This window comes from Herpetosiphonaceae bacterium (genome assembly GCA_036374795.1).
Taxonomy (GTDB): Bacteria; Chloroflexota; Chloroflexia; order Chloroflexales; family Kallotenuaceae; genus LB3-1.
Genome location: DASUTC010000306.1, coordinates 1 through 1,709, shown reverse-complemented (window position 1 = coordinate 1,709; position 1,709 = coordinate 1). Strand labels below are relative to the sequence as shown.

General features: G+C 63.7%; 1 protein-coding gene. It reads right to left on the bottom strand.

From position 1 onward, the window contains the following. Window positions 1–467: 467 nt before the first annotated feature. The gene (locus VFZ66_23960; GenBank protein ID HEX6292264.1) at window positions 468–1,538 is read right to left on the bottom strand and encodes an IS630 family transposase; all 1,071 of its coding nucleotides are present in this window, start codon (window positions 1,536–1,538) and stop codon (window positions 468–470) included. Between the last annotated feature and the right edge of the window lie 171 nt (window positions 1,539–1,709).

Sequence of the window (1,709 nt, the reverse complement as noted above, 5' to 3'; positions counted from 1 at the left end):
CTCAGGTATCGTGCGGCACTTCTACCTCAGACGAGCTCGATTCTCGGGATCCGGCAGCTTTAAGGATCGGGCACAGAACCTTGCGCGGCGTTGATGATCCGTCATTGATTACGCCCGTGGCCCGCCTGCAGGATCAGATCGATGCTCGCTTGATCTTGTTTGGCATTGCGCTGCTTGGCATCGATGTCTTCTTCATTGGGGTGTATTCAATACATGCGCTATACGCTTCCTTGTACAACGATGGCGCCAGACTACTAGGTGTCCGCTGGGACCTAAGCAAACATAGGGCATATGCAGAGTTCTTCAGCTATTTAAAGATTTCGCTGATTCTATATTTTCTGTTATCGATTGCACTCATACGGGGGCGGCCCATCTATCTGGCATACGTTCCAATCTTCGCTTTCGTGCTTGCGGAAGACGTGTGGCAGATCCATGATTTCTTCTTCCATCCTGCCTATGCATTCAAGCTAGTGCACAGATGCATTCAGGCGATTCACTTTAGCGAGGATCTGGTCGGCGCGCTTGGTCCAGACGAAGGGCTGGGGGTCGCCGTTGTGCTCGGCGAGGTAGCGGTTGATCGCCGTCTGCAGCTCGACGATCGAGCGGAACACCCCGCGCTTGAGCCGGCGGCGGGTGAGCGCCGAGAAGAACGTCTCGACCGCATTGAGCCACGAGCCGGAAGTCGGGGTGAAGTGGAAGGTCCAGCGCGGATGGCGCGTGAGCCAGGCCAGGACCTTGGGGTGCTTGTGGGCGGCGTAGTTGTCGAGGATCACGTGGATCACCTTGCCCGCCGGTACCTGCCGTTCGATCGCGTTCAGGAAGCGGAGGAACTCCTGGTGCCGGTGGCGCGCCATGCAACGGCCGACGACCGTGCCGTCGAGCACGTTGAGGGCGGCGAACAGGGTGGTGGTGCCGTGGCGCTTGTAATCGTGGGTCATGGTGCCCGCTTTGCCGGGCTTGAGCGGCAGGCCCGGCTGGGTGCGGTCGAGCGCCTGGATCTGGCTCTTCTCGTCGAGCGACAGCACCAGGCTGTGCGCCGGCGGATCGAGGTACAGCCCCACGATCGCTTCGAGCTTGGCGGCGAAGTCGGGATCGGTCGAGCGCTTAAAGGTGCGCATGCGGTGCGGCTGCAGGTCGTGCGCGGCCCAGATGCGCTGCACCGAACGCAAGGAGATCCCTGCGTGTCTGGCCAGCGCGCGGCCGGTCCAGTGGGTCGCCGCACCCGGCGGCTCGGCGCAGGTCAGCGTCACCACGCGGCGCACCACCGCTTCGCCCAGGGGTGCCTTGCCAGGCTTGCGGGTCGCATCGCGCAGCAGCCCGTCGACCCCGACTTCAGCAAAGCGCCGCTGCCAGCGCCACACCGCCGGCCGGCCGACCGCGGCCTGCTTGGCCACCGCCGCGACCGGCAACCGCTCGGCCGATGCGAGGATGATCCGCGCCCGCAGCACGTGCTTTTGGGCACGGTTGCGATCGGCGACGATCGCCTCCAAACGCGCGCGATCCTCACCCGAGACCAACGGACAGACGATCTGAGCCATGCACCCAGCATCGCACATCCGCTGACCGCTGGGAATCCTGTGATTGTGTCAGTGCACTAGCATGGTATCGGTCCTTGGCCAGATTTGCCGGATGCGTGCCTGGTGCGGCCCGGCCGGACCAGTTCAGGATGTCGGCAGCCGACCCGCGCCGCTGGTCGCGGTCGGCGCCCG